Source organism: Sphingorhabdus sp. (genome assembly GCF_046596595.1).
Lineage (GTDB): Bacteria > Pseudomonadota > Alphaproteobacteria > Sphingomonadales > Sphingomonadaceae > Sphingorhabdus_B.
Genome location: NZ_JBKJMB010000115.1, coordinates 1 through 3,170 on the forward strand (window position 1 = coordinate 1; position 3,170 = coordinate 3,170).

The 3,170-nt window shown below is 55.5% G+C and carries 4 protein-coding genes; 3 read left to right on the forward strand and 1 reads right to left on the reverse strand.

Annotated elements, in window-relative coordinates; translation table 11 throughout:
* The 3 genes from murJ to ACLL9E_RS11200 all read left to right on the forward strand — a co-directional run.
* Positions 1–691: murein biosynthesis integral membrane protein MurJ (gene murJ / locus ACLL9E_RS11190; protein ID WP_411291812.1), on the forward strand; the 691-nt coding region annotated here is incomplete at its 5' end.
* A 5-nt stretch (positions 692–696) separates the two neighbouring features.
* The gene (trpS, locus tag ACLL9E_RS11195; RefSeq protein WP_411291813.1) at positions 697–1,695 is read left to right on the forward strand and encodes a tryptophan--tRNA ligase; all 999 of its coding nucleotides are present in this window, start codon (positions 697–699) and stop codon (positions 1,693–1,695) included.
* Positions 1,696–1,816: 121 nt separating this feature from the next.
* Positions 1,817–2,470, forward strand: a complete 654-nt coding sequence (locus ACLL9E_RS11200; protein WP_411291814.1) for a DUF4136 domain-containing protein — start codon at positions 1,817–1,819, stop codon at positions 2,468–2,470.
* Positions 2,471–2,501: 31 nt separating this feature from the next.
* Here the strand turns inward: ACLL9E_RS11200 and ACLL9E_RS11205 are convergent.
* On the reverse strand, positions 2,502–3,170 hold a 669-nt coding region (locus ACLL9E_RS11205; protein ID WP_411291815.1), incomplete at its 5' end, for a hypothetical protein.

Here is a 3,170-nt window from a genome sequence, read left to right on the forward strand (position 1 = left end):
TGCAGGCTCCGATAGTAAAGCTGCATCCGATACGCAAAACCGCGCGGTCGAATTGGCCCTGTTCTTTGCGATGCCAGCAACCGTAGCGTTGATTGTGTCAGCCATTCCCATTGTCCACGGCATTTTTGAACATGGCGCATTCACCCCTGCCGACACGCGCGGCACGGCGGCGGTCCTCATGGCGTTTTCGGCAGGCGTTCCTGCTTATGTGCTTATCAAGGTGCTCACTCCGGGATTTTACGCGCGCAGCGACACCAAGACGCCTTTGCGGCTCGCCTTATGGTCCATGCTGGTCAACCTCGTCGGTAACCTCATTCTCATCTGGCCACTCGCGCATATTGGCGTTGGGGTCGCAACGGCCATTGCGGCATGGGTCAATGTTGCCTTGCTCTGGTTTACCTTGCGCAAGCGCGGCCATGTTGCCGTCGATGTTCGGCTAAAGCGGAAGGCTTGGCGCATTGTCCTTGCGGCAGCCGTCATGGGCATCGCGCTCTTTTTCGGCAATGCGATCATCGAGGACCAGTTGGGCACCGGATTGTGGCGGCGTATAGCCGTGCTCACCGTCATGGTGAGCGCTGGCGGTTTAGTATATGCGCTGGCCATCTTCCTTTTCGGCGCGTACCGGCCTCACGAACTGAAATCCCTCCTCCGGCGGCGTGCAGCAACGCCCGCGGCTCAATCAAGCGAGTAACATACATGCGCGTCGTTTCTGGCATTCAGCCAACTGGCAACCTTCATCTGGGAAATTATCTGGGGGCAATCCGCAACTGGGTCAAAATGCAGGACGAAATGGAGTGCCTGTATTTTCTGGCTGACCTGCACGCCATTTCGATGCCGCACGTGCCCAGCGAATTGACTGCAAATACACGCGAAATGGCCGCTGCGTTGCTTGCGTGCGGTCTTGATACCGACAAGGCGATTTTGTTCAATCAGGCGCAGGTCCCTGCCCATGCCGAGCTCCAATGGTTGCTCACTGGCACAGCGCGCATGGGGTGGTTGAACCGGATGACTCAATTTAAGGATAAATCGGGCAAGAATCGCGAAGGCGCCAGCATCGCTTTGTTCACATACCCAGTTCTGCAGGCTGCAGATGTGTTGCTGTATCAGGCGACTCATGTGCCCGTGGGCGAAGACCAGAAACAACATCTCGAGCTTGCTCGTGACATTGCACAGAAATTCAACACCGATTTCGGCAATGGTAAGGACATATTCACTCTGCCCAATCCAATCATCCCCAAAGCGACTGCGCGAATCATGAGCTTGCGCGACGGCAGCGCGAAAATGTCGAAGTCTGATCCGAGCGACATGAGCCGAATCAATCTGACTGACGATGCCGATACGATCTTAAGCAAAATCAAAAAGGCAAAGACCGATCCTGAACCACTGCCATCCGAGCCAGATGGTCTGGAGGGCCGCGCCGAAGCCAAAAATCTGGTCGGCATTTATGCAGCCTTTGCCGATGAGGCAGTTGCAGACACGCTATCGCGCTTTGGCGGCCAGGGCTTTGGAACGTTTAAGCCTGCGCTGGCGGAAATTGTTGTGGAGCATTTTCGGCCCATTTCGACGCGGTTTTCCGAACTAAAAGATGACCATGAGCAGATCGGCGCCGCACTGGCCAAGGGGGCTGCCAAGGCACGCGAGTTGAGCGCTCCCACACTGAAGGCGGCTTATGCTGCACTTGGTTTGCTTCGTTGAACGGGGCTTGCTTCGTTGAACGGGGCTTTTTCATCGTTCAACCGCAGTTCAGCGAAACCATGATAATTGTGCTACGTTAACGAATATTCGGCAACCGGCCGAGCGTGAAGGATTATAACTGATGAAAAAGGCTGCAACCTATCTCGCCCCGCTGGCTTTGCTGGCATTGGGTGCATGCGCAACACCGTTCAATGCAGACGTCTCGCGTTTTCAGGAACTTCCCGCACCGCAGGGCCAGACCTTCGTTATTCGCGCGGCCGACCCTGCCGATGCAGGCGGCATCGAGTTCGGGCAATATGCGGCATTGGTGGCAAATGAGCTTCAGGAAATCGGTTATGTACCGGCATCGGGCGCAAACGCCGATATGACTGTTTCACTGGGTTATGATGTTGACCAGGGTAAGGAACGCAATATCGTTCGGCAGGACCCGTTTTACGACCCTTATTGGGGCTATAGCAGCTTCTATCGACCTTATGTCGTCCGCACCCGCCGCGGTGCGCGGTATGTCGTCGGCTATTATGACCCGTTCCTCTACAGCGGCTTTAACCGTCCTTATGATGTCGACAGCTTCACCGTTTACACGGCAAATCTCGACATGAAAATCGACCGCAACGGTGACGGCAAGCGCCTGTTCGAAGGCAAGGCCGAAGCCAAGTCGCGCTCAAACAAGCTCCCTTATCTCGTTCCCAATTTGGTCGAAGCCATGTTCACTGGGTTCCCCGGCAATGGCGGCGAGACAGTACGTATTTCGGTCGCACCGGAGGAAAAACGCTAAGCATCAGGCTGCGTAATGGCGCTGCGGTGTTTTAAACGCCGCAGCCGAGTTCGGTTTTGCCATATGCAGCGCTTTCACCGCGCGTCGCGCTAATCCCGGCATATAATTCGGTGGACTGAAAAAGCCCGTCGCGCCCGATGTTGAACCCTTGGGCGCGAAAAACCTCAATGACCTTTGCCGGCGAGTCATCAAAATAAAGCGACTGCGACTCATAATGCTGCCCCAGGCCCGTCAGCGACAGTCCCTCAAAAGAACGGCGCAAACGAACGTAAGTGCTGACGCCCTCGGCCTTCGCAAAGGCCTTGTCGCGAGCAGCCTCGTCGGCAAACTCTTTTGACTCAATTGCGCGCCACTGGGCTTGCAACTGAGCGCCGATTTTTGCAAATTCAGCGCCGATTTCACCAGCAAAGGCACACGTCTCGGGATTGAAATCAATCGCAACCGGCTTACCGCCAAGGCGCGCCAAGATCGATGTCGCATCGGCAAGATAACCATAACGGCCACCAGCGAGCTTAACCTCGAGAAAATTGTCAGCGGTTACGCCTGTGAGGGTCAGCTTCGTTCCGTCGCGGACGCGGTCGAGCAAAATGCTGTCCGGCAATGGCGTTGCCCACACATCGATTAAACCATCGGCCACCCATATTTGATTGTTCAGCAATCTTGCCAAAACCGGGGGTTTATATTGGGTCAGGTTTACAAG